Genomic DNA, 22,449 nt, shown 5'->3' on the forward strand with positions numbered 1-22,449 from the left:
AGCCTTGCCCGGTGATCTAGCGCCATCGCATGAGCGAGCTTGGTGGGTCCCGAGCAAGCACTGGCGCATTTCGCAGTTGGCCGGAATCAAAGGGGTAATTGCTCGCGGTCGCGAAAGCGAGTAGCTTCGTGTTGTGAGCGCTGTGCTATCCTCGTTGCGAAAGATCGTTGCTTTCCTGCTGGGAGAGCTTCTGATCCTGTGGGAGAACATCGTTCATACGCCGCTGACAGTGGCGTGGGTGCGAGATCGGGACTTCGCAGATCGCGTACCCGTGCGACCGCACGCCGGCCTCGTTCATCGTCCGCTGCAAGGTTGGGTAGCTCCGTAAGTCGATCGTCCCTTCCGACGACCTTCGACGAACGGAGCATATATGAAAATCATACCCTTCGCGCTCGGCCTGATCGAGCGCCACGGCGACCGTTTCGGGTTCAAACCCGAAGTCGCCGACGATATTGCCGCGCGCTATGCGGCAGAAATCGACGAAACCACCGAGATGGTGGAAAAGCTGTTTGAACGTCGCGCCGGCTTTGCGACGGACGTCAGCGGCGTGTGTGACGAGAACCGCCTCGGTGATCCGCGCCTGCGGACAACCTACCCCGACGAGCGCCGCCGCGCGCTCACCAATCGGCTGCTGCGCTACAATGACGGACTCGCAGACCTGCTGCCCAAGGTCTTCGAGCTCGCCGTCAAGGTCGAACTGGCGCAGGTCGAACTGGCCGAGGAACGCCGGCGGGACCGGGAGTATCGCGACGCAGATCACCTGCGCGAGGAACTCGATTTGTATGCCGAGGTCATCGACACGATCAATGCGCTGTACCACGACTATCAGGTGACGCGGCGGCACTATGCCTGCCTATCCGACGAACAGCTCCGCGACATCGCCGCGATCATCCTGCGTCAGCCCGCGTCCGCGATCCCCATCAAGCCGCGCCATCCGAGGAGGGGGAAGCGACATGGCTGACTTCTTCGTGAGGCTCACGGCCGAGGAACGTCGGCTGTTCGGCGAACTGATGGCGATGCGCGATGCCGACGGGCACCTGCTCAAGACCGCCGATGAGGTCGCGACCGACCTTATTAAGCGCTTCGTCACCCTGCACGGCAAGCTCGAGGAGTCGGTCGCTCGTCGCCTCGGCGGGCAGCCGCCCTATGGCCGAGGAGATGTTCTGCTAGACCTTGTCCGGGCGCTCACCGGGCCGCGTCCGCTTCCGCAGGCGTGGATCGAGGCGAAGGCGAACGGCGGCTTCGACATCGCCTTCTACCGGGCCAAGCGCAAGGGCGATGAGGAACGCTCGACCGGTTCGGCCGGCGTGTTCCTGCCGCGGATGGTCTCGCAGTACCGCGACGGGGTGAACCGCGTCCGCATTTCCCTCGCCAGCAACGCCGCCCTTTATACCGAGGCGGCAATGATGACGGCATCGATGGTGTACCGTGACCTGCAGCAGGCAGTCTGCGCCAAGCAGGCACTCGGCCCTGCCTGGGTCGTCGGGCTCGCGGTACATCCGTTACAGCCGAAGACCAAGCGCCAGATGGATGCCATGGCCGACAATCCGGCGTATGTCGAAGCCCTTGGTCAGGCAGTCGCCGAGGTGACCGCGCGGTTCGCAACGTCGGACCTCGCGGAGCGGACCACCGAGAACGTGACGCACAGTCTCCCGCGCGGTGCTGATATCGAAACATTCTTTATCGGCCATGATGAACGTCAGCTCGCCGACACGATCGACGCGCTGGTGGCGGCGACCGAGCAGACGGCTTCTAGCAGCCATGTCTTCTCGCCGTGGATCGACGAAGCGGTCGAGCGACTGCTAGCCGTCGCCCGGCAGCGGTACGGGCGGGAGAAGGACCAGGACGAGGAAGCCGACATCCAGCGCCTGGCCGAGGCCGCAACCGGCTATCTCGACACACCTGTCGATCCGGACGCGGATCTGACCGAGCATCATGCACGGCTGCGGCTGCTGCTGCCGGAATTGATGGCGAGCCGGACGCGTCTTGAGCGCGGCGCACATATCGTCCGCAGCGCGAACATCACTGTTGGAGCAGGCGTGCTCGGTGAATCTTCCATGACCGGAGATCCTCGGATCAACGCCGTCCTGACCGGCATTGCCGATCGCATCGACAGCCATGCGATGACCGTCGGTCCTCCGCCGCCGGGCACGCCGCTCGAACATCTACCGATCTTTGCGTCCGCAGCAATGGCGGCGTTGATGACGGACTATCCGCACTGGAAGGCACGCCAACAGTGGCAAGATGCTGGATTGCTGCCGACGGCGGCTGAACCGCTCGGCGACATCGCGCCCCTCATGAGGGCTGCGCTCAACGGCGGCCTTGCCGCAGTCGACCTCGACGCAATGCACCGAACCTTCGGCTAAGCCATCCGCGCGTCTATCGATGACGGTCAGGTGGCCAATAGTCACCTGACCGTCATCGCCTAAACCTCATCTCCAGCTTCAACCTACCTAACAACGGCCGCCGGACAGCTAACCTACGCTTCGCTTCGGCTAACAACCGCCTTCTCGCAGCCTCACAAGGACGAAACCGTGTGCCCCTCGAACAGGCTCACACGGAATCGGGCGCAATACCGTAAAAGTGGGGGACCCATTTTTACCTTGCTCTCACGCGCGCACGCGCGCGAGGCGATAGGGGCTACCACACCCCTTTCGCCTGCCGGGCAACTCGCGCAGCGACCTGACCGGATCTGGTGTCGCGTGGCCGCGCCAGGTCCTCCACCGTGCTTCGACGCGGTTCCGGAAGGCGGCAGCGCTGTCGCGCTGAAGCAGGGCAGCGTTGCTGCAGAAGGAGACTGCCCGGGCTGATGAGCCCCCCAGATGAAGTGAAATCGGATGGGGCTCGCCGCTCGCCACGATGGCGGGCGGCCACGCCAGCGAAAGTCCTTTCTCATGGATACCATGACTCTGCCACGTTGCAGCGCGCACAGCATTGCCGCCGGCCTGCTGCTCGAAGCACTCGGTGCCCACGACACCCACGACCATGTCCGCGTCGAGGGACTGCCCGGCACCGCGGTCCTCGTCCCCGAGCGCGAAGCACTCGTCGCGACGACGGCGGCGGCATGGCCGATGTTTGCCGACCAGCTCGAGCCCATCGCCGTTCAGCATCGGCTCGACGTGGTGCTGCTGCGCATCTGCGCTGCGGGCGGCGATGCGCCGGTCGGCATGGACTTCGCACTCGGCTCGCTGCCTTGCGCGGTGTGGGCGGAGACGGCCTATGCGCTGTACCGCGACCAAGCCGGCGTCTGGCTGGTGCCCGAACGATTCGGCCCGGCGGTGTCGGTCGGATGCGATGGTTTCTGTCTCGAGATCGTCCCGCCTTACCCGACGCTCGCCGATCGCCATCGGGGTGTCGTTTGGGCGGCGCGCGACCTTGCGCGGCTCCTCCAGCCACTGACGGTGCGGTGATGGCCGCCGCAAAACCGGTCGTGATCAACGACGGGATCCCGCTCAGCGAGGGCAATCCGCATACGTGGCTGGTGCTGTCGGGGGATCCGCCCGGCAGCATCGGTCCCCGGTGCATGGTCGGAACGCTACGGCCTGAACATCGCGGCCGGGCAAATAGCGCCGCCGCCTTCGCCGCAGCAAAGTTGCTCATCGAGGTAGACGAGACGGATCAGCCCTGGCGATCCGGTGCCTATCGGCACGAGGTGATCCTACCGCACGACGCCGATGACCGCCTCTCCTGTCCCCGGACACTGTTCAGCGATATCGACGCAGCACATGTCCCTGGCGGCAAGGCGCTGCTAACCTACGTCACGCTTACCTGGACCCCGACGCGGCTGCACCATGGCTGGCGTGTCGCGCACCGCCTTGCGGCAGACCTTGTCGAGGAGTTCTCGGCCCCTGCCCTCGCGATCCAGCATGTGCCAGGACTGGTCGCCAACACCGCGACACCGCATTGCCACCTGCTGCTTGCACCCCGGTCGCTGAGCGGGATCGGCTGGGGCGGCTATGTCGCGGCGCTGAACGGCGACCGGGTCTGGCCATTGGTTCGCAGCAGGTTCGACGCGTTGCTCGCGGCGATGTGAGCATCAATGATGGCGACCATAACCGGTCACCGAGATGGCGAGGTCCCGCTCGTCCAACCGAACAATCTACCGGAAAGGTAACATCGGATGGCTTCCGACAAGAAGCGCGCCGCAGCGGAAGCGCGCGCGCTGCAGATGGCGCTCGTCCTCGCGGCAAAGGCAGGATGGCATTTCGGCCGCGGCCCACTGCTGGAGACGGCGTTCACCCAGTTCCTCTACGTCGAGGCAGCGCAGCTGATGCTGGTGCCGACGACTGCAGGACCGCCCTTCGCACGACGACAGCTGGACCCGGTCGTACGCGAGACGCGCAGCGATGCGCTGATCGTATCGCGTGCCCACCAGTGCGCACCCGTCTTCGCAATGGCGACGTGGGCGCGAAGCGAAACCGTCTGGACCAGCCCGCTTGCGCTCTGGCTCGCCGAAAGCGGTGCGGCGTGGCTCGTGCCCTCGAGCGACGATGGCGATCGGCTCGGGTTCGAGTTGGCCAACCGGCTGCATCGCCTCGGCGGACTGCCCTGGGTGCTCGCCGGGGAGCGCGCTGCCGGGTTCGGGCGCGCGGCGCGCTGGATGGAGGAGGTAGCTGCGGTGGGGAGCCCATGAGGGTCGATGGAAAGTGCCGGTCGATCCGGCAAGAAGGAAGGTCCTCAAGATGATCAGGGAAGCCCGATCCTACCGCGAGCGCGCGATCAACGCGCTGTTCCACCTAGTCGGCGGCGAAGCGAAGCAGATCTACCCGCCGAACGTCCCGACCGCACTGATGCTGGCGCACTGCGGTCTAGCGATCACCGCCGGCGACGAAGGTCGCCCGCTCGATCCCTTCGCGCTGAAGCCATTCGCCGCAAAGCACGGGCTCAGCGTGATCGCGACATGGACCGACCGGATGCTGAGCGGCCACGCCTTCGAGATCGATGCGGTCCTGCACAACACCGGCACGCTCGATCATTACAAGGCCAGGCGACTGTGGGTGCAGCCAAAGCGCGGGGCATGGCTCGTAGCGCAGGACGACGCAGGTCCCGCGACTGCGATCGACCATAAGGGCGTCCGGCTCGCGACCCACAAACCGTACCGCGACAAGGTCGATCTCTTGCTCGGCATCGCTGCCGGACAGGCGCTGCTCCAGTCGCTCGTCTTCGGCGGCTCACCTTATGCGCGCCCCCTCCCCCAGAACCTCGGCCGCTGAGCCGGCCACCCCACAACAAGGACAGATTCCCATGGTCAACCATCCGCCGAAACTCATCGTCATTTTCGCGATCTATGGCGCGAAGGACTATCGCCGCCACCTGAGCGCCATCGATGACGCGCTTGTCGTCCACCGCTCGGTTGACGGTCGCTTCCGCCTCGAGCTCCGCCCCATGGTCAGGCTGACCGCCAGAGGCACGTGCGGGTACGGCACCATCCTGCAACGGCTGGCCACCGAACTCGAGGCAGGCTACCGAATGGTCATCGTCGACAGGGACACGTTCCTCGCCGATCTGGAAAGCCTCGCGCGCGAACATGCGACGGAGAGCGACCGCGACGCGATCGAGCGCGCAGCGCAAGTCGTCGCCGAACGAACGGCGTTTCAGATCTTCGATCACCTATTCGATGCACCGGTCGAGTACCGGATGGGCCGGATGATCCTGGCAGGTCGCGAACGGCGGACCAAGGCGGAGAGGAACGAGCAGGACAGCCTCAACTGCCAGTTTGGTATTCCGACGCCTCGCTCCGAGCAGCTGTGGCACTCGCTGCGGCATCAATGGTGCACGCCCCGCGACGAAGGTGCCGGCAAGAAGGCATGGCAGGACTGGTGCCGCGCCAACCGCCCGGACATGCCGAAGATCGACGCTGCGTGAGATCGAATACCGGGGTGGACAGGTCGCCGCACCGCGTTCCCTTCCGACCGCTGACCCGGTTATGGTTCCGGGCAACTACCCGTATCAAGCCACACACCTTACGGTCGTCGGGGTCGCGGGGTCGGGCCGTGACCCTCCACCCAGTCATCGAAATGCCGCCGGGTCGAGAAGAACAGGGACGCCAGTTCCTTCGCGATGGGGAGAGGCCAGCGGTCGACGTCACCGAGCAGTCCGTTTTCGATGCGCGACAGCGTCGACACGGTGGTTCCGAGCATAGTGGCCAGCTCCAGCAACGTCTGCCCGTGGTCACGTCGCAGTTCGCGGACACGTGGCCCGATTGCATCGGAGAGCACCGTCGCTCGGGTATCCCATCCCGGTACCAGCGTGCCACGGCCGAGTCCTAGTGCCTGCTCGATCCGCAGGATCTTGTCCGCCGAAACCGCCTTCCCCGCTTCGAGCCGTTGTACCGTGCGCAGCGAGACGCGCGCCCTAGTTGCAAGTGTCGCCTTGCTCAAGTCTTGCCCCTTCCGCGTGGAGGACACCTGCTGGTGCAGGTCGTCCGGTCGGGCGGCACGCGGCGTCAAACTATTTCTGTGGGCCATGCGACAGTTTTGCCCAAGCTACTGCCGTGTGCAAGCCCCCCGGACTAGCATCGGAAAGCAAGGGCGCAGATCGCCCATCCATCATGACGGGGAACGGGGAAGACCATGGGGCAGGCAGCGAGCATCATCAGCGAATGCGATACGTCCGGCAACGGTCGGACGATGTGGACCTGTGTCCGCGGTCATAGTGGTGACACCACTGCCGCGACCGGCAACATCAGCGCACGCCACTGTCTGCGACCCGAGCGATCCGATGCGATGACCAGCGTCTCGATCCCGGGGCAGGAGGTCGTCGATGGCTGCACCCAGCCCAGCGCCTATCGGCACGCTTACGCGGACTGCCGTGTCACTGCGTGGGCGGCAAACGATCAGCTGGTTGTTCCCGGCTTCTTTCGTCACCGCTACCTCAGCCCGTCCTGTCGTATCGCGACCAACGACAATGTCGACCGCAGCGACGAGCTGGATCAATTCTACACGAAAGCCGATATCGCGGAGCTTTGCTACTGCGCCTTTCGCACCCGCTACGGCACCCAGCGGCATCAGATGATCGATCCGTGCGCGGGCAATGGAGCTTTCTATTCGCTCATGCCATTCGGCAGGCTTGGTATCGATCTCGACCCGAAGTATCCGGGTGTTTTCGCTGCCGATTTCCTCGAGCGGAATCTGTCCTCACGGCTTGATCCCGGCAAGCCGGTCGCGGTTATCGGTAACCCGCCATTCGGGCACGCCGCCAGCATGGCCCTCAAATTCATCCAACATGCCGCGTGCTGCCCCGACGTCGAAGTGATCGCATTCATCCTGCCGCTCTCGATCCGCAAGGCTGGAATCCAGAATCGCATCGACGCCAACTTCGATCTCGTGTGCGATCAACGCCTGCCGGCGAATTCGTACATTTTCCGGGGCCAGGATCACGATGTACCGACCGTCTTCCAGATCTGGGAGCGCAAAGCGACGCCCCGCGCGGTCCGCATCCTGCCAAAGACCCATCCGGATTTCTGCTTCACCGGCCAGGCGAATGCGAACTTCGCGATCCGGCGCAACGGCTTTCATGCCGGTCGCGTGTGTGACAAGGACCTCGCGAAGCCGAAGGGCTATTACTTCATTCGTGGACGGGTCCGCAGCAGAATAGCGAGTCTCGACTTCTCGCCCTTCTACCAGAATGTCTCGGGCCCGCGCAGCCTTTCCCAGGGAGAGATCGTGCTGGCGTACACGAAGGTTTTCGGAACCGGCGCAAGGAGGCCTGGTAAGGGCGCAAAACGCCGCTGATGTCGGCGTGCTAGCATGTCGGATAGATGGCCGGTGCCGATAGACTTTGTCCGGATCCGAAAGGCAAGAATGCTAGCGCTCTATGGCCGTCGCATAAGCGACGGTTGAAGAGGACTTCGTACGCTCGAATGAATGTAATCCTAAGGATGAAATCAAGAGCGGCGAAGGCCGATTGTATCGAGCCCCAGATAGCTGTCAAGACGAGTTCGTCGTTAACAGCGTGATAGGGCTCACAGGCACGAGGGACGTGCCCGCGTCGCCAGCAGGCGACGATGCGGAAGCGGTTGGAGCGGTGCTCTCGAAGGTCATTCGACGGATGAAATTCGGCAGCGGCTGCCAACGCCGAGCTTACGCCAAGGATACTACCATGTTTCTTCAAACGATCGATGCGCACGACCGCCATCAGGTGCTCATCGATGATCGCAACGGCTTCTACCTTCTCTTCGCCGATACGCACGAGGTCGGACTGGGCCGGTCGTTCACGCCGCACTGGGTGGGCGAGATGGCGGATCGGCGCACCCTCGAAGCGGCGGTCCGCTGGTTCGCCCGGCGCCGCGACCGCTGGCAGGCTTGGGGCGCCCTTGCAAAGGCTGTCGGCCACGCCACGTTCGACCGCCACATGCGGGCGCTCATCGCCGCTGAACCGTTCGAGACGGTTAGCGGGACGTTCGTGCATATCGCTGAGGATCCTTGCGAGATCCTGCTCGGCAAGGTGCTCGACGGTTCAAACGGCACGCGGCAGGACGTGCTGCATCAGCACCGCTTCACGTCCGCCGCCGCCCGCCAGCGCTTCTGCACCTGGTTCGACGCCGATCGCAACTTCGAGCAGATCGGTGCGATCGTGCTGCTCGGCTACCAGACAGGCGCGGTTGCGGTGGCAACAGCCCTCGACGACATCGCGCGCGATGCAGCAGCCGCTGGCGTCCGCGCGAGGCGCAAACGGCACTGCTGACGCGTCACAGGGCAAATGGAAAGGCAGCCGATACCCCTCGGCTGCCTTTCTCATGCCGAGTGACCAAATTGCAGACATCGCTTGCGGCCACCGAGAAATAGCCGTTCTTCCAAAACCTTGCCAGTTCATCCATGGGCGAGAAGCACGGGATATCGGCCGGCCATTGGTTGATCAGTTCCAAGACCCGCAGTCCGGCGTGACAGCTGGCGGACGTCAAGCTGCGCTCATATTGGGCGATCGGCAGCGGCGAGGCACCTCACATTGATAGGGACGAGAATTCACGCACGTAAGAAATTTGCATGATCACCAACCTCACCGATCTGGTCCTGGCGAAGGACGTTCGGCCTTTGAGGTGGAACGGCAACGTGCTACGAAACCACTACGATCGATTGTGGGCGAGCCTTTTAAGTATCTGATTTTGCTAGGATGAAGCAATTGCATCCACCTCCCGTAGGGGTCACCAGCGCACAGCCTCCGGGCGTGCCACGCTGCCGGTGCAAGGCGTCTCCCGCCGCCGATCAAGATCAACCGCATCACGGCGTCTCCCGCCGCAAGCGGTATCCAACAGAGCTCGCCGGATTTTCTCATCCGTATCGGACGAGAAGACCGACCTGCAACCTTGCCGACCGCAGGTGACCGTGCTGCAACCCGGCGGCGATTGACCAAGGGGGGACTTCATGCGGTGGCTAGGCGCGCGCGACGAAACGACTGGGAGGAATAATCCCGCCTACCCCGACAAGCTGTTCGCTGCCCTCGGCGCCCGTGGTCTATGCGCGAGTCGGCGATGGTGAGTCTCGCTGCGCCCACGACCCGCGCCGACAAGGAGATCGAGGCAGAGATCGATGGCTCATCCTACCGGCGAAGGCGGCTCCAGCGCTTTGTCGATCATATGGAACGGCACTGTCTGACGGATGGGCGACAGATCCGGGTGCTCGATCTGGGCGGGTCAAAGGCCTATTGGCAGACGACCAGACCAGTCTGGGAACGGCTCGATCTCGATATCACCATCGTCAACCTAGGCGCCCCGACACTGGATGACGGATGTTATCACCTGCGCCCCGGCGACGCCTGCCACATGGCAGATCATCCCGCGAACACGTTCGACATCGTCCATTCGAACAGCGTGATCGAGCATGTCGGTCACTGGCGCGAGATGACGGCAATGGCTGCGGAAGTCCGCCGCCTCGCCCCACACTATTTTGTTCAAACCCCGAACATGTGGTTCCCGCTGGAGCCGCATTTCCGCACCCTCGGGTTTCACTGGTTGCCGGAGGCGTTGCGAATGGAACTGCTGATGCGCCGCGGCTTTGGCTTTCGCGCCCGCCAGGACAACGTGGGTGCAGCGATCGCGAACGTGCAGTCCGTCAACCTCCTGACCGCACGACAAATGCAGCATCTCTTTCCCGATGCCGTCATCGAGCGCGAACGCGTTATGGGGCTGACCAAGTCACTGATCGCCATTCGCTGACGCCCGGCGGCGCGCGTCAGCGCCCTTCATTTCCTTGTCGGCGAGCGCACCAGAACGTGCGCCCGCTACCCCGCAAACGCCTTCAGGATCGGGCACGGCCCGGCATTGCCCGAGGCGCAGTCGCGCTCCAACTCGCTCAGCCAGTTGCGCGCCGCCTGCAGGTCCGCGATCCGGCGATCCAACTCGGCAATCCGCTCCTCCGCCAGCGCCCGGGCACGCGCCCGGTCCTGTGCAGCGTCCAACGCCAGCAATTCCCCGATCTGCTCCAGTGAGAAACCGGCACCCTGCGCCGCGCGAATGAAGCGCAATCGCCGCACATCTTCGCCGTCATAGCGTCGCACGCCGTTGGCGGGCCGCTCGGGCTCGCTCAGCAGTCCGCGGCGCTGATAATAACGGATCGTCTCGACCCCGACGCCGCCCTCGCGCGCCAGTCCGGCAATCGTCATCGATCCCATGCCTGCCACCCCATTGACTCCGTACCATAGTACAGAACCTATATCGGCCTCCGAACGCACCGAACAAGGACCGGCGCGTAAGGAGCTTCAATGACCATGCGGCGCGACAAGACAGCCGTTCTATACCGGATGGTGCTGCCCGACCATCTGTGCCCCTCCGGCCTGAAGTCGAAATGGCGGCTGGAACGTCATGGCTATGTCGTCGAGGATCGCCCGCTGCGCACCCGCGCGGAGGTGGACGCGTTCAAGGCGGCGCACGGCGTACAGACCACGCCGCAGACCTTCATCGACGGGCAGCGCATCGGCGGCAACGACGATCTGACACGCTTCCTGGGCGAGCGGATGCCCGCGCCGGGAGAGACCAGCTACCGCCCGGTGATCGCGGTCTTTGCGATGACGGCACTGATGGCGCTTGCCGCCAGCCTCGCCGCCTTCGGCAGTCCCTTTACCGAACAGGCGGCGATGTGGTTCGTCAGCCTGTCGATGTGCGTGCTGGCGCTGCTGAAGCTGCAGGACGTGGAACGGTTCTCGACCATGTTCCTCTCCTACGACCTGCTCGCCCGGCGCTGGGTGCCCTATGCCTATCTGTATCCCTTCGGGGAGGCGCTGGCCGGGGTGCTGATGACGGCGGGCGTGCTCGACTGGATCTCGATCCCGCTCGCGCTGCTGCTCGGCGGCGTCGGCGCGGTGTCGGTGTTCAAGGCGGTCTATATCGATCGGCGCACGCTGAAATGCGCCTGTGTCGGCGGGTCGAGCAACGTGCCGCTTGGCTTTGTCTCTCTTACCGAAAACCTCTTCATGCTTGGGATGGCGATCTGGATGCTTGTACGATGAAGACGATGATGACGTTGGTCGCCGGCGCTGCGATCGCCCTCCCGGCGGCCGCCCGTGCGCAGGAGCCAGCGCAGGCCGCCGCCGCCGCGGCCCATACGGCACAAGGCCATGGCCATCATCACACCGGCCCTGCCACGCCGGCAGCACCGCCCTCACCCGCCACCCCGGCCGCGCAGGGCGCCCCCCACGCCGGGCACGAGATGGGCAAGGCCGTAACGCCTCAGGCGGGCGCGCACGCCGCCCACAGCAGCCACGGCCAGCAACCGCAACACGACGCGCCCATGATGGATCATGCCGCCCATGGCGCCGCCGCGATGAACCATGGCGCGGATCATCAGATGCCGGCGATGCTTGGCCCCTATGGGATGAGCCGCGAGGCATCGGGAACGGCGTGGCAGCCGGATAGCTCGCCGGTGCTCGCCACCATGTTCCACGCCGGCGACTGGATGGGCATGGCGCAGGGCAATGCGACGCTGGTTCATTCCGACCAGGGCGGCCCGCGCGGCGAACGGCACAATTTCGTCGAATCGATGGCGATGGTCATGGCCAACCGCCCGATCGGTGAGCATGGCCGGCTGGGCCTTCGCGGCATGTTGTCGCTCGATCCCTTGATGGGTCGCCGCGGCTATCCCTTGCTGTTCGCGGTTGGCGAAACGGCGGACGGCGTGAACAAGCTGGTCGATCGCCAGCACCCGCACGATCTCTTCATGGAGCTTGCGGTCAGCTATTCCCACGATCTGGGCGATGGCCGCGCGGCGTTCCTTTATGCCGGCCTCCCCGGTGAGCCCGCGCTGGGCCCGCCCACCTTCATGCACCGCCTCTCCGGTCTCGATAATCCGGAGGCGCCGCTCGGCCACCATTGGTTCGATTCGACCCACATCACCTGGGGCGTCATCACGGCGGGTTTCTCCACCCGCACCTGGAAGATCGAGGCCAGCGCCTTCAAGGGCCGCGAGCCGGACGAAAAGCGCTGGGACATCGAAACACCACGGCTCGACAGCTGGTCGGTCCGTGCGTTCTGGAACCCGACCGCCAATCTGTCGCTCCAGGCGTCCACCGGCTTCCTGAAATCGCCCGAACAATTGCACCCTGACGAAAACGAGCAGCGCACCACCGCCTCGACGACGTGGAACAAGCCGCTCGGGCCGGGCGCGAACTGGGCCACGACCGTCGCGTGGAGCCGCAAGGATCTGCAGCCCGGCCCGGTGCTCAACGCCTGGCTCGCCGAAAGCCTCATTCGCTGGGACGACAAGCACACCGTCTACGCCCGCGCAGAACGCAACGATCAGGGCGAGCTGTTCGGGGAGGATAACCCGCTTCACCATGACATCTTCACGGTGAACAAGCTCAGCCTTGGCTATCAGGTCGAAGTGCCGGTCACCCGCGACGTGCGCCTCGCCTTCGGTGGCCTCGCCAGTGCCTATGCCTATCCCGACGCGCTGAAGCCCTTCTACGGCGACGATGGGCTGAAAAGCTTCATGGTCTATACCCGGGTCAACTTCGGCAACCGGTCCATTCGCTAGCGCGCGATCCCGCCCCGCCGGTCGCTGCCAGCATCAACCGATGCGCAGCGACCGGATGGGCTGATCTGTGTTTGCAGCGGCCGCTGGTGGCGGAACGCGCGGCGCCGCCGGGACTTGTTGAGGGCACCCCCCAACATGAGGAATGCCATGCCCCGCCGCCCCGAACCGCCCTATCCCGAACAGCAGCAGCCGATGCCCGGCAGGACCGCCGCGATGAATCCCCGGCCCGATCATGGCGAGGACAGCTATGTCGGTCACGGCCGACTGCTGGATCGCCGCGCGCTGATCACCGGCGCCGACAGCGGCATCGGCCGCGCGGTGGCGATCGCTTATGCGCGTGAAGGCGCCGATGTGGCGATCAGCTATCTCGACGAACATGAGGATGCCGAGGAGACCAAGCGGCTGGTGGAGGACGCTGGCCGTCGCGCAATCCTGCTGCCCGGCGACATCAGCGATCCCGCCCATGCCCGCGCCATCGTCGCCCAGACGGCAGAGGGGTTCGGGCGGATCGACATCCTCGTCAACAATGCTGCCCATCAGGCCACCTTCGCCCGGCTGGAGGATATCTCCGACGAAGAATGGCAGGTGACCTTCGCCACCAACATCCATTCTATGTTCTATCTGGCGAAGGCCGCCGTCGCGCACATGAAGCCGGGCAGTTCGATCATCAACACCAGCTCGATCAATGCCGAGGATCCCAGCGAGCAACTGCTCGCCTATGCGACGACGAAGGGCGCGATCTACAATTTCACTGCCGGGCTCGGGAAGATGCTGGCCGATCGCAAGATCCGCGTGAACGCGGTCGCGCCGGGCCCGATCTGGACGCCGCTGATCCCGTCCACGATGCCGGTCGAAAAGGTGAAGAACTTCGGCAGCGACACGCCGATCGGCCGCGCCGGCCAGCCGGCAGAGGTGGCGCCGCCCTATGTCTGGCTCGCCAGCGATGAGGCCAGCTACATCACCGGCGCGACCATCCCGGTCACCGGCGGCCGCGCCTTCCTCTGATCGGGCGAGTCGCGACGCGAGGAGCGCGCACGGCAAAAGGCCGGGTGGCACCAAAGCCACCCGGCCTTTTCGCTATCCTCGGCCTCCCCTTTTCCGGGAAGGCCCGCTGGATCAGGCGAGCGCCGACAGGCGCTTGGTCAGACGCGAGAACTTGCGGCTGGCAGTGTTGCGGTGGAGCACGCCACGCGCGACGCCACGCTGCAGTTCCGGCTGAACCGCTGCAAGGGCTGCCGATGCGGCCGTCTTGTCACCCGCTGCGAGCGCTGCCTCGACCTTCTTCACGAAGGTGCGGATGCGGCTCACGCGCGCACCATTGATTTCGGCCCGGCGCTGGTTGCGGCGGATGCGCTTCTTCGCTTGCGGCGTGTTCGCCATTTACAGTCCTCGAAATATCGGTCGATGAAAAAAGGGCGGCGGGAACACCCATCGCCCTGGAAGCCGCTGCCCTTAACGATATCGCTCGTCTTGGTCAACCGCGCTGGCACGTCGGACACCAGAAGGTGGAACGTCCGCCCTCTGCATAACGCTGCACCGTTCCGCCGCAAGCGCACGGCTGCCCTTCGCGGCCATAAACCGCGAATTGCTTGGAAAAATACCCCAGTTCGCCGTCCGGCCGGGCATAATCGCGCAGCGACGATCCGCCCGCTTCGATCGCCGACAGCAGAACCGCCCGAATCGCCTCGACGAGTCGCTCGAGTCGCGCCAGCGATATTCGCCCCGCCGCGCGCTTGGGGGAAATGCGCGCCAGGTACAGCGCCTCGCAGACATAGATATTGCCGAGGCCCGCGACGATGCGCTGGTCGAGCAGCATCAGCTTGATCGATGCCCGCCGGCCATGCAGCGCCTGTTTAAGGCCGGCGGCGGTCAGTTCGGGGCCAAGTGGTTCCGGACCCAGGCCGATGAACGCCGGAAACGACCCGATGTCCGAGCTCGGCCACAGGTCCACCGAGCCAAATCGGCGCGGATCGTTCAGCGCGACACGGCGCCCTGCGTCGGTCTCGATCACCAGGTGGTCGTGCGGCAGCAGCTCCTGCGGATCGACCCGCCACCGCCCCGACATGCCCAGGTGAAAGATCATCGCCTGGTCGCGATCGGTATTGATCAGGCCATATTTCGCCCGTCGCCCGAGGCTCGTGATCGTCGCGCCGGTCATTACCTGCCTCAGGTCATCCGGGAAGGGCCGGCGCAGATCGGGCCGGCGCAGCTCCAGCGAGACGACCCGCGCGCCTTCCAGCACGGGGCGCAGCCCTCTCACCGTGGTTTCGACTTCAGGTAATTCCGGCACCTGCGCCCCCTAGCCCGCTGCGCTGCACCGGGCTAGAGCCGCGACCATGAGCGAAACCGTCTCCTTCGGCTACGAGGACATCCCCGCCACGGAGAAGACCGCCCGCGTCGGCGGCGTCTTCACCAACGTCGCCAGCCGCTACGATCTGATGAACGATGCCATGTCAGGCGGCATGCACCGTTTGTGGAAGGACCGCTTCGTGCGCCGCGTGAAGCCGCGCGCCGGGGAGCAGATCCTCGACATGGCCGGCGGCACCGGCGACATCGCCTTCCGGCTCGCGACATCCGGCGCATCGATCACCGTCGCTGACATCAACCCCGCGATGCTTGAGGTCGGCATGAAGCGGGCGCAGGACCGCGGCATCGACGGCCTGGTCTGGACGGAGGCGAACGCCGAATCGCTGACCTTTCCGGATCGTTTCTTCGATGCCTACACCATCGCCTTCGGCATCCGGAACGTCACCGACATTCCCGCCGCCCTTCGCGAGGCACGTCGCGTGCTCCGCCGCGGCGGCCGCTTCTTCTGCCTTGAGTTCTCGACCACCACCTGGCCGGGGTTCAAGGAGGTGTACGACACCTATTCGCACAAGATGGTGCCGAAGCTGGGCCAGCTGCTGGCGCAGGACGCCGACAGCTACCGCTACCTCATCGAATCGATCCGCCGTTTCCCCGACATGCCGACGTTCGAGGGCATGATCCGCGACGCCGGTTTCACCCAGACGAAGGTGGAGCCGCTGCTCGGCGGGCTGGTCGCGATCCACAGCGGCTGGAAGATATGATCGCTGCCCGTCCCCTCTCCCCGGCGCGGGAGAGGTAAGTGACCAGTTCGATCGTCCATAGCTGGCGCCTGCTCAAATGGGGCCGCACGCTCGCCCGTCACGGTGCGCTACGCGGCCTGGAGCAGGATCCGAACACGCCGCCCCGCGTGCGGCGGATGCTGCGCCTCGCCCGCTTCGGCGCGCGCGTGCCCGCGCAGCCGGGCTATGCCGATGCGTTCGAGGCGATCGGCCCCGCCGCGATCAAGCTCGGCCAGACGCTCGCCACCCGTCCCGACATCGTCGGCGACGAGGCGGCGCTCGACCTCCTGCGCCTGCAGGACGCGCTCCCGCCCCTACCGTTCAGCGTCATCAAGCCGCAGATTGAGAAGAGCCTCGGCCGCCCGCTGGAAACCCTCTTCGCCAGCTTCGACGAAACCCCAGTCGGCGCCGCGTCGATCGCGCAGGTCCACCGCGCCGTCACTATCGACGGTCGTTCCGTCGCGGTCAAAGTGCAGCGCCCCGGCGTCGAGTCTGATTTCGCCGAAGCGATCGACACCTATGAATGGGCCGCGGCTCAGCTTGAGGCCGCGGATCGCAACGGCGGCGGCGAGATCACCCGGCTCCAGCCGCGACTCGTCATCGCCACCTTCAAGCGCTGGACCGCGCGCGAACTCGATTTCCGCCGCGAAGCCGCCTCCGCCAGCGAACTGGCCGAGGGCATGGCCTCGGAGCCCAATTTCCACGTGCCGGCGATCGACTGGGCACGCACATCGGGCAAGGTGCTCACGCTCGAATGGATCGATGGCATCAAGCTGTCGAACCGCGACGCGCTCGCGGCTGCCGGCTTCGACCTTCCGCTGCTCGCCCAGACGTTGATCCACGCCTTTTTGCGCCAGGCGATCGCCGAGGGGTTCTTCCACGCCGACCTGCATCAGGGCAATCTCTTCGCCTTGCCCGGCAACCGCATCGCGGCGGTCGATTTCGGCATCATGGGCCGGATCGATCGGCGGGCGCGAATCTGGCTCGCCGAAATCCTCTACGGGCTGATTACCGGCAATTACCGGCGCGTCGCCGAGATTCACTTTGAGGCGGGTTACGTCCCGCCGCACCATGACGTCGCCGAGTTCGCCACCGCGCTGCGCGCCGTCGGGGAGCCGATGCGCGGCCTCCCGGTGAAGGAAATGTCGATCGGGATGATGCTCGACGGGCTGTTCTCGATCACCCGCGACTTCGACATGGTCACCCAGCCGCATCTTCTGCTGCTGCAGAAGACGATGGTGATGGTCGAAGGTGTCGCCACCGCGCTCGATCCCGACATCAACCTTTGGGAGACCGCCGGCCCGCTGGTGGAGGAGTGGATCCGCACCGAATTGGGCCCGGAGGCGGCGATCGCCGACCGCATCGTCTCGGACGTGAAGACGCTGTACCGCCTGCCCGAACTGGTCCGCCGCATCGAGGCACGCTTCCCGCCGCCCGGTGGCGCGCCGCCGGCGCCCCCGCTGCGCGAGATTGAGGTCGTGCGTATCGGCGGTGGCTGGCGCTATGCCGCGGTTGGCCTCGCCAGCGCGCTCGCCGGGATTGCGGCAACCTGGACGATGATCGGCTGACATGCGTACGGCCGTCGGCCGCCCTCTCCTGCTCGCCGCGCCGTCCCGCTTTGCGGGATTGCCGCGACCGCGCGCGCGCCTGTTCCTGGCGCTCCTGGCGCTGCTTCTGCTCGCCTCGCTGACGGCGCTCGGCACGCCGTCGCTGCAACAGGCCGCAGCCCCGGTCGACGATCAGGCGAGTGCGATCGTTTATGGCTCGACAGTCGACGCGCTGCGCCACGGCGCGGATTATTATTCCGCGGTCATCGACGCGCTGCGTGCGGGCGACCAACCGGTCCCGCCCTGGGTCGCGGTGCGGCTTCCCACGCTGTCGGTGATCCAGGCCGGCGTCAGCCCCGTTGCGGCGGCGCTTCTGCTCTACGCGCTTGCCCTGCTGACGCTCGCGTCATGGTGGCGCCGCCTTCGCGACATTCTGCCGCGCCCGATCCCCCGCCTCGCCGCGACGCTGTTGGCGGCGGGTGGCATGGGGACGGCGCTGCTCGGGCAGCAGGTCACGGAACACGAACTATGGGCAGGGCTGTTGATCGCCCTGTCACTGGCCACTCGCTTACCGGGACGCACCATGGCGTCGGTCGCGATCGGCCTGTGCGCGATGCTGATTCATGAGGGCGCGGCGCTGTTTGCCATCATCATGGCTGCATTCGCGCTGGCGGAACGCAATGGGCGCGAGATGCTGGGCTGGGCCATCGCGGCCATCGTCTTTGCCGCCGCGCTCTGGTTCCATGCCCGCGCCGTCGGCGCCGTCACCGGACCGCTGGATCAGCCGTGGATCGGGTGGCCCGGCATCCTAGGCTTCGGCTTTGCGGTTCGCGCGCTTATCACGGCGACGCTCCTGTCGATCGCGCCCTTGTCCCTCGCGGCTATGGCGATGGGTCTGGCGATTGCCGGATGGTCCGCCTGGCGCGATCCGCTCGCCGCGCGCGTGCTGGCGACGCTCGTCGGATATCTCCTCTTCCTGTCGCTCGTGGCGCCGACGGACCTGTCGGGCCTTGCCTATCTTGTTGCGCCTGTTTCGCTGATCGGGCTCATCTTCATCCCCGATGCGCTGCGCGATCTGCTGCGCGCAGCGCTCGACAGACGCCGCATCACCGTGACAAGAACGGCTTCATGAGCCGCATCCTCCTGATCGTCGGTGGCGGAATTGCCGCATATAAGGCGTGTGAGATCATCCGCTTGCTCCGCAAGGGCGGGCACAGTGTCCGCTGCGTCCTTACCGAGGGCGGCAGCCACTTTGTCACGCCCATGACGCTGGCCGCCTTGTCGGAACAGGAAGTCCACACCACGCTGTGGGACCTGAAGGACGAGGCGGAGATGGGCCATATCCAGCTCAGCCGGCAGGCCGATCTGGTGCTCGTCGCGCCGGCCACCGCAGACCTGCTCGCCCGCATGGCCGGCGGACTGGCGAACGATCTCGCCACCACGCTCCTGCTCGCCACGGACAAGCCCGTGCTTGCCGCGCCTGCGATGAACGTGCGCATGTGGCAGCACCCCGCAACCCAGCGCAACGTCGCGCGGCTGCGCGCCGACGGAGTCCGGATCATGGCCCCCGATGAAGGGGCGATGGCGTGCGGCGAATTCGGACCCGGCAGACTGCCGGAGCCGGCAGCGATCGTCGCCGAGGTGGAGCGACAGCTTGGCCTGGCGCCGGCGCCCGCAGATGCCGTCGGTCAGATCACGGCACCGGGCGCTCGCCTTGCCGGCAAGCATGTGCTGGTCACCGCCGGTCCGACACATGAGCCGATCGATCCGGTGCGGTACATCGCCAATCGCTCCTCCGGCAAACAGGGCTTCGCGATCGCCGGCGCACTGGCGGCGCTTGGCGCTCGCGTGACGCTCGTTGCCGGCCCGGTGTCACTGCCGACCCCACCTGGTGTGAGCCGTATCGATGTCGAGACCGCGCGCGAGATGCACGCCGCAGTCGACGCCGCCCTCCCCGCCGATGCCGCGGTGCTGGTGGCGGCGGTCGCGGACTGGCGTTCGGCCGGCGCGGCCGAGCAGAAGATAAAGAAAGACGGCACGGGGACGCTTCCGGATCTGCGTCTCGTGGAGAATCCCGATATCCTCGCCGGGCTTGGTCGTGGCTCACAGCGTCCACGTCTCCTGATCGGATTTGCCGCTGAAACCGAGAATGTCGTTCCTCACGCCCAGGCCAAGCTCGCGCGAAAGGGCGCCGACTGGATCGTCGCCAATGACGTCTCGGGAGACGTCATGGGCGGCGAGGCCAATGCGGTCCACCTCGTGTCCGCGGACGCAGTAGAAACGTGGGAACATATGCCGAAGCAGGCCGTGGCGGATCGTCTCGCCGCACGCATTGCTGACGCTCTGGAGAATGTGTCGTGATCACCATCAGCCTTCGCCGTTTGCCGCATGGTGCCGACCTCCCCCTTCCTGCTTATGCAACCTCGGGCGCGGCCGGCATGGACGTGGTCGCCGCGGAGGATGTCACCCTTGCATCCGGCGCACGGCATGCGGTGGCGACGGGGTTTGCGATCGCGATTCCGGAAGGTTTCGAGGTTCAGGTGCGCCCCCGCTCCGGCCTTGCGCTCAAGCATGGAATAACCTGCCTCAACACCCCCGGCACGATCGATTCCGATTATCGGGGCGAGGTGAAGGTGATCCTCGCCAACCTTGGTGACTCGCCGTTCGAGGTCAAACGTGGCGATCGCATCGCGCAGCTTGTCCCGGCGCAGGTCACGCGGGCTTCGCTGATCGAAAGCGCGGACCTGGACGAGACGGATCGCGGCGGTGGCGGCTTCGGGTCGACGGGGCGGTGAGCGTCATCCTCCTGGCACTCGCGCAAGCGGCGCAGGTGACGGCGTTCGTGTCCCGGTCAGAGGGCGAGGAGGCCCCGCCGGCGCTGACTGTGGCTGCGACGCAGGAAAGCGCCGCCAGCGTCCCGGGCGACCTGTCCGGTCTTCCCGAACTGAAGTTTCGTCGCCGGCGCACGATGCCGCCCGCCCTCTCCTCCTTCGTCCGGGATGAGGTCGCGGCGCGGCGCTGCGAGGCGGCCGACAAAAGGTTGCGGGTCAATCTTGCAGTGCTTGTCGCGGAGGACGGCCAGTTGCGCCGGATCCATCCGCAAGCGATCGGCTGCCCCACCGTCGAACAATATGCGTCCGGCGTGATGCTCAGCATGGCGCGCGCCAACCTTCTGCCGGTCGGCGAGACCCGCTGGTTCCGCACATCCCTGCTGTTCCAGTGGCAGTAACAATCGGGCCGGAAGAGCGCGAGCGCTACGCGCGCCAGATCATCCTGCGCGAAATCGGCGGCTCGGGTCAGCGACGGTTGAAGGGGGCTACGGTCGCGGTGATCGGCGCTGGCGGGATTGGCGCGCCGGCGATCGCCTATCTCGCGGGTGCCGGGCTTGGCGAAATTCGCATCGTCGACGACGATCGCATCGACATTTCCAACCTTCAACGCCAGATTCTGTTCGACGTGGCCGACACCGGCGCGTTCAAGGCCGAACAGGCTGCAAAAGCGGCCGAATGCCGCAACCCCTTCGTGACAGCCGCGGCCATTGTTCGCCGGATCAACGCCGGCAATGCGGAAGAACTGCTGCGCGGGGCCGACGTCATTCTGGACGGCTGCGACAATTTCGCGACCCGCCTCATCGTTGCTGATGCCGCGCTACAACTCCGAATCCCCCTCGTCTCCGCTGCAGTCGGCCAGTTCGAGGGGCAATTGGCCGTATACCGCGGTTGGGAAGCTGACCTCCCCTGCTACCGCTGCCTCGTCGGCAGCGCACCCGATCGCGACGAGGCAACCTGCTCAGAACAGGGCATTCTTGGCCCGGTCACCGGTGTTCTCGGCAGCATGGCGGCACTGGAAACGATCCGCGCCATTACCCCTTTCGGCGCCGATCCCGCGGGCAGGCTGACGCTGATCGACCTGCTGGACTGTCGCTTTCGTACCATCCGTGTGCCGAAGGATCCGGCCTGCCCTGCCTGTTCTCCACGCTCAGGCGAGTAGCGCTTCCGCAAAGGCGCGCACCTCGGGCCCGATGTCGTCCCGCTCAAGTGCCAAGGCAAGATTCGCCTTGATGAAGCCGGACTTTCCCCCGCAATCGAACCGACGCCCCGAAAAGGTGTAGCCGTGAAATGGCTGTTTGCCGATCAATTGCGCCATGGCATCGGTCAGCTGTATCTCGCCGCCAGCCCCCTTCACCGGCGTATCGAGGATCTTCATCACTTCCGGTTGCAAGATATATCGGCCCGGTGTCATCAGGTTTGACTTGGCAGTTCCCGGTGCGGGCTTCTCGATAACTTCCAGAACCTCCGTCAGGGGCCCGTCGACGGCACCAGGAGTGATAATCCCGTAGTTGTGAGTCTCGCTGGGGGAAACCTCGAGCGCGCCGATCAGATTGCCGCCGACGCGCTCATACGCCTCCACCATCTGCGCCAGAAAGCCCGGGGTGCCGACCATCAGTTCGTCCGGCAGCAGAACGGCAAAAGGCTCATCGCCCACAATCTCACGCGCACACCAGACGGCGTGGCCCAGACCCAAGGGTTCCTGCTGGCGGACATAGACGGGAGAACCCGGCGCCTGCCGGATATTATCGATCAATTCCAGTCCCTTGCCGCGGTCCTTCATCGTCGCCTCTAGCTCGAAGGACACATCGAAATGATCCTCGAGCATCCCCTTGCCACGGCCTGTGACGAAGATGATCTGCTCGATCCCAGCTTCTCGAGCCTCCTCTACCGCATATTGGATCAGCGGCTTGTCGACGACGGTCAGCATCTCCTTCGGCATCGCCTTGGTGGCCGGAAGGAAGCGCGTCCCAAGCCCGGCCACAGGAAAAATGGCCTTACGCACCGGCTTGAAAGAGGACAT

At 65.5% G+C, this 22,449-nt stretch carries 25 protein-coding genes; 20 read left to right on the forward strand and 5 right to left on the reverse strand.

Annotated features, from left to right (window positions below; translation table 11 throughout):
• Window positions 1–370 precede the first annotated feature (370 nt).
• The 7 genes from CA236_RS04130 (at window position 371) to CA236_RS04160 (ending at window position 5,865) form a co-directional block, all read left to right on the forward strand.
• A complete protein-coding gene (locus tag CA236_RS04130) occupies window positions 371–961 on the forward strand; it encodes a hypothetical protein (protein ID WP_125944656.1) in 591 nt (196 codons plus the stop codon).
• Window positions 954–2,366 (forward strand): hypothetical protein, encoded by a 1,413-nt coding sequence (locus CA236_RS04135; RefSeq protein WP_125944657.1) that lies wholly within the window; start codon window positions 954–956, stop codon window positions 2,364–2,366. The genes CA236_RS04130 and CA236_RS04135 overlap by 8 nt, the downstream gene beginning before the upstream one ends.
• A 471-nt stretch (window positions 2,367–2,837) precedes the next feature.
• Entirely contained in the window at window positions 2,838–3,410 is a 573-nt protein-coding gene (locus tag CA236_RS04140; RefSeq protein ID WP_164518854.1) for a hypothetical protein, read from the forward strand.
• Window positions 3,407–4,033, forward strand: a complete 627-nt coding sequence (locus tag CA236_RS04145; protein ID WP_125944659.1) for a hypothetical protein — start codon at window positions 3,407–3,409, stop codon at window positions 4,031–4,033. The genes CA236_RS04140 and CA236_RS04145 overlap by 4 nt, the downstream gene beginning before the upstream one ends.
• Before the next feature lie 87 nt (window positions 4,034–4,120).
• Window positions 4,121–4,633, forward strand: coding sequence for a hypothetical protein (locus CA236_RS04150; protein WP_125944660.1), 513 nt, complete (start codon window positions 4,121–4,123; stop codon window positions 4,631–4,633).
• A gap of 49 nt (window positions 4,634–4,682) precedes the next feature.
• A complete protein-coding gene (locus tag CA236_RS04155) occupies window positions 4,683–5,213 on the forward strand; it encodes a hypothetical protein (protein WP_125944661.1) in 531 nt (176 codons plus the stop codon).
• A 31-nt stretch (window positions 5,214–5,244) separates the two neighbouring features.
• Complete coding sequence (locus tag CA236_RS04160) at window positions 5,245–5,865, forward strand: hypothetical protein (RefSeq protein ID WP_125944662.1); 621 nt, start codon at window positions 5,245–5,247, stop codon at window positions 5,863–5,865.
• Window positions 5,866–5,963: 98 nt separating this feature from the next.
• Here CA236_RS04160 and CA236_RS04165 read toward each other — a convergent pair whose 3' ends face one another.
• Window positions 5,964–6,467 carry a helix-turn-helix transcriptional regulator gene (locus CA236_RS04165; protein ID WP_125944663.1) on the reverse strand — a complete coding sequence of 168 codons (504 nt, stop codon included), beginning with the start codon at window positions 6,465–6,467 and terminating at the stop codon, window positions 5,964–5,966.
• A 105-nt stretch (window positions 6,468–6,572) separates the two neighbouring features.
• Here CA236_RS04165 and CA236_RS04170 point away from each other — a divergent pair, with 105 nt between their 5' ends.
• The 3 genes from CA236_RS04170 to CA236_RS04180 all read left to right on the forward strand — a co-directional run bounded on the left by CA236_RS04170 (window position 6,573) and on the right by CA236_RS04180 (window position 10,153).
• Window positions 6,573–7,733 (forward strand): hypothetical protein, encoded by a 1,161-nt coding sequence (locus tag CA236_RS04170; RefSeq protein ID WP_125944664.1) that lies wholly within the window; start codon window positions 6,573–6,575, stop codon window positions 7,731–7,733.
• Between the two features lie 292 nt (window positions 7,734–8,025).
• Window positions 8,026–8,685, forward strand: coding sequence for a hypothetical protein (locus tag CA236_RS04175; protein WP_164518856.1), 660 nt, complete (start codon window positions 8,026–8,028; stop codon window positions 8,683–8,685).
• Between the two features lie 769 nt (window positions 8,686–9,454).
• Window positions 9,455–10,153, forward strand: coding sequence for a class I SAM-dependent methyltransferase (locus CA236_RS04180; protein WP_197075579.1), 699 nt, complete (start codon window positions 9,455–9,457; stop codon window positions 10,151–10,153).
• 65 nt (window positions 10,154–10,218) lie between these two features.
• Here CA236_RS04180 and CA236_RS04185 read toward each other — a convergent pair whose 3' ends face one another.
• Window positions 10,219–10,608 carry a MerR family transcriptional regulator gene (locus CA236_RS04185; RefSeq protein WP_125944666.1) on the reverse strand — a complete coding sequence of 130 codons (390 nt, stop codon included), beginning with the start codon at window positions 10,606–10,608 and terminating at the stop codon, window positions 10,219–10,221.
• A gap of 90 nt (window positions 10,609–10,698) precedes the next feature.
• Here CA236_RS04185 and CA236_RS04190 point away from each other — a divergent pair, with 90 nt between their 5' ends.
• The 3 genes from CA236_RS04190 (at window position 10,699) to CA236_RS04200 (ending at window position 13,970) form a co-directional block, all read left to right on the forward strand.
• Window positions 10,699–11,442, forward strand: a complete 744-nt coding sequence (locus CA236_RS04190; protein WP_125944667.1) for a MauE/DoxX family redox-associated membrane protein — start codon at window positions 10,699–10,701, stop codon at window positions 11,440–11,442.
• Window positions 11,439–12,965: a hypothetical protein gene (locus CA236_RS04195; protein ID WP_164518857.1), complete on the forward strand. Its 1,527-nt coding sequence runs from the start codon at window positions 11,439–11,441 to the stop codon at window positions 12,963–12,965. The genes CA236_RS04190 and CA236_RS04195 overlap by 4 nt, the downstream gene beginning before the upstream one ends.
• Before the next feature lie 147 nt (window positions 12,966–13,112).
• A complete protein-coding gene (locus tag CA236_RS04200) occupies window positions 13,113–13,970 on the forward strand; it encodes an SDR family oxidoreductase (protein WP_125944669.1) in 858 nt (285 codons plus the stop codon).
• Window positions 13,971–14,081: 111 nt separating this feature from the next.
• Here CA236_RS04200 and rpsT read toward each other — a convergent pair whose 3' ends face one another.
• Complete coding sequence (gene rpsT / locus CA236_RS04205) at window positions 14,082–14,345, reverse strand: 30S ribosomal protein S20 (protein ID WP_046411219.1); 264 nt, start codon at window positions 14,343–14,345, stop codon at window positions 14,082–14,084.
• 94 nt (window positions 14,346–14,439) lie between these two features.
• A complete protein-coding gene (gene mutM / locus CA236_RS04210; RefSeq protein ID WP_125944670.1) occupies window positions 14,440–15,255 on the reverse strand; it encodes a bifunctional DNA-formamidopyrimidine glycosylase/DNA-(apurinic or apyrimidinic site) lyase in 816 nt (271 codons plus the stop codon).
• Window positions 15,256–15,301: 46 nt separating this feature from the next.
• Here mutM and CA236_RS04215 point away from each other — a divergent pair, with 46 nt between their 5' ends.
• The 7 genes from CA236_RS04215 to CA236_RS04245 are packed head-to-tail and all read left to right on the forward strand — an operon-like array spanning window position 15,302 to window position 21,588.
• The gene (locus CA236_RS04215; RefSeq protein ID WP_125944671.1) at window positions 15,302–16,033 is read left to right on the forward strand and encodes a class I SAM-dependent methyltransferase; all 732 of its coding nucleotides are present in this window, start codon (window positions 15,302–15,304) and stop codon (window positions 16,031–16,033) included.
• Between the two features lie 38 nt (window positions 16,034–16,071).
• Window positions 16,072–17,619, forward strand: coding sequence for a 2-polyprenylphenol 6-hydroxylase (gene ubiB / locus CA236_RS04220; protein WP_125944672.1), 1,548 nt, complete (start codon window positions 16,072–16,074; stop codon window positions 17,617–17,619).
• Between the two features lies 1 nt (window position 17,620).
• Window positions 17,621–18,730, forward strand: a complete 1,110-nt coding sequence (locus CA236_RS04225) for a hypothetical protein (RefSeq protein ID WP_125944673.1) — start codon at window positions 17,621–17,623, stop codon at window positions 18,728–18,730.
• Window positions 18,727–19,959, forward strand: a complete 1,233-nt coding sequence (coaBC, locus tag CA236_RS04230) for a bifunctional phosphopantothenoylcysteine decarboxylase/phosphopantothenate--cysteine ligase CoaBC (RefSeq protein ID WP_125944674.1) — start codon at window positions 18,727–18,729, stop codon at window positions 19,957–19,959. The genes CA236_RS04225 and coaBC overlap by 4 nt, the downstream gene beginning before the upstream one ends.
• Complete coding sequence (gene dut / locus CA236_RS04235) at window positions 19,956–20,393, forward strand: dUTP diphosphatase (protein ID WP_125944675.1); 438 nt, start codon at window positions 19,956–19,958, stop codon at window positions 20,391–20,393. Before coaBC ends, dut begins: the two co-directional genes overlap by 4 nt.
• Window positions 20,390–20,827, forward strand: coding sequence for a hypothetical protein (locus CA236_RS04240; protein ID WP_125944676.1), 438 nt, complete (start codon window positions 20,390–20,392; stop codon window positions 20,825–20,827). Before dut ends, CA236_RS04240 begins: the two co-directional genes overlap by 4 nt.
• On the forward strand, window positions 20,818–21,588 hold the full coding sequence (locus CA236_RS04245; RefSeq protein WP_164518858.1) for a HesA/MoeB/ThiF family protein: 771 nt from the start codon (window positions 20,818–20,820) through the stop codon (window positions 21,586–21,588). Before CA236_RS04240 ends, CA236_RS04245 begins: the two co-directional genes overlap by 10 nt.
• On the opposite strand, the gene galU is transcribed toward CA236_RS04245, so the two are convergent.
• Entirely contained in the window at window positions 21,577–22,449 is an 873-nt protein-coding gene (gene galU / locus CA236_RS04250) for a UTP--glucose-1-phosphate uridylyltransferase GalU (RefSeq protein WP_125944677.1), read from the reverse strand. The two genes, CA236_RS04245 and galU, sit on opposite strands and share 12 nt — an antisense overlap.

Source organism: Sphingomonas sp. ABOLG, from assembly GCF_003950435.1.
Lineage (GTDB): Bacteria > Pseudomonadota > Alphaproteobacteria > Sphingomonadales > Sphingomonadaceae > Sphingomonas > Sphingomonas panaciterrae.

Bases quoted from the DNA above. Each gene is read 5' to 3' on its own strand.
- galU (WP_125944677.1), bottom strand. From the start codon at position 22,449: ATGTCCTCTTTCAAGCCGGTGCGTAAGGCCATTTTTCCTGTGGCCGGG.
- CA236_RS04160 (WP_125944662.1), top strand. From the start codon at position 5,245: ATGGTCAACCATCCGCCGAAACTCATCGTCATTTTCGCGATCTATGGC.
- CA236_RS04195 (WP_164518857.1), top strand. From the start codon at position 11,439: ATGAAGACGATGATGACGTTGGTCGCCGGCGCTGCGATCGCCCTCCCG.
- CA236_RS04215 (WP_125944671.1), top strand. From the start codon at position 15,302: ATGAGCGAAACCGTCTCCTTCGGCTACGAGGACATCCCCGCCACGGAG.
- CA236_RS04155 (WP_125944661.1), top strand. From the start codon at position 4,683: ATGATCAGGGAAGCCCGATCCTACCGCGAGCGCGCGATCAACGCGCTG.
- coaBC (WP_125944674.1), top strand. From the start codon at position 18,727: ATGAGCCGCATCCTCCTGATCGTCGGTGGCGGAATTGCCGCATATAAG.
- CA236_RS04180 (WP_197075579.1), top strand. From the start codon at position 9,455: ATGCGCGAGTCGGCGATGGTGAGTCTCGCTGCGCCCACGACCCGCGCC.
- CA236_RS04225 (WP_125944673.1), top strand. From the start codon at position 17,621: ATGCGTACGGCCGTCGGCCGCCCTCTCCTGCTCGCCGCGCCGTCCCGC.
- CA236_RS04170 (WP_125944664.1), top strand. From the start codon at position 6,573: ATGGGGCAGGCAGCGAGCATCATCAGCGAATGCGATACGTCCGGCAAC.
- CA236_RS04200 (WP_125944669.1), top strand. From the start codon at position 13,113: ATGCCCCGCCGCCCCGAACCGCCCTATCCCGAACAGCAGCAGCCGATG.
- CA236_RS04130 (WP_125944656.1), top strand. From the start codon at position 371: ATGAAAATCATACCCTTCGCGCTCGGCCTGATCGAGCGCCACGGCGAC.
- CA236_RS04165 (WP_125944663.1), bottom strand. From the start codon at position 6,467: ATGGCCCACAGAAATAGTTTGACGCCGCGTGCCGCCCGACCGGACGAC.
- CA236_RS04185 (WP_125944666.1), bottom strand. From the start codon at position 10,608: ATGGGATCGATGACGATTGCCGGACTGGCGCGCGAGGGCGGCGTCGGG.
- rpsT (WP_046411219.1), bottom strand. From the start codon at position 14,345: ATGGCGAACACGCCGCAAGCGAAGAAGCGCATCCGCCGCAACCAGCGC.
- CA236_RS04135 (WP_125944657.1), top strand. From the start codon at position 954: ATGGCTGACTTCTTCGTGAGGCTCACGGCCGAGGAACGTCGGCTGTTC.
- CA236_RS04150 (WP_125944660.1), top strand. From the start codon at position 4,121: ATGGCTTCCGACAAGAAGCGCGCCGCAGCGGAAGCGCGCGCGCTGCAG.
- CA236_RS04190 (WP_125944667.1), top strand. From the start codon at position 10,699: ATGACCATGCGGCGCGACAAGACAGCCGTTCTATACCGGATGGTGCTG.
- CA236_RS04140 (WP_164518854.1), top strand. From the start codon at position 2,838: ATGGGGCTCGCCGCTCGCCACGATGGCGGGCGGCCACGCCAGCGAAAG.